We start from the raw sequence: 371 nt of genomic DNA on the forward strand, positions 1-371 counted from the left end.
TGGACTTGCTATTGATGAGAATGGCAACAAGGTAAGCAGTGATGAGATAATGAAAGGTTGGAGCAAAGATTTTGGCAAAAATTTAAACTCAAAAGATGCATGGCATTTGATTTTTTCAATTAATGAGCCATGCAATGATGAGAAAAAATTAAATGCTTTATGTGATGCTGTTAAGGATACTTTGGGAACAAATTTTACAGGTCATAAATACGCTTTTGTTTTACACACTCATCAAAACAATCCACATGTCCATGTTGTTTTAAATAAGAGAAATATTTTTACAAATAAAAAAATTCACTTTAATTCCAAAGCTGAGATTAAAGATTTCTTTGATGAAGCTAGAACAAATTTTGCTTTTTCTTTGGGAGCTA

The 371-nt window shown here is 30.5% G+C and carries 1 protein-coding gene; it reads left to right on the forward strand.

Going from position 1 to position 371, the window contains the following annotated elements; all coding sequences use genetic code 11:
- Window positions 1-371: relaxase/mobilization nuclease domain-containing protein (locus O6B72_RS09415; RefSeq protein ID WP_269492998.1), on the forward strand; the 371-nt coding region annotated here is incomplete at both ends.

The sequence above is a fragment of the Campylobacter ureolyticus genome (assembly GCF_027277485.1).
GTDB lineage: Bacteria > Campylobacterota > Campylobacteria > Campylobacterales > Campylobacteraceae > Campylobacter_B > Campylobacter_B ureolyticus_B.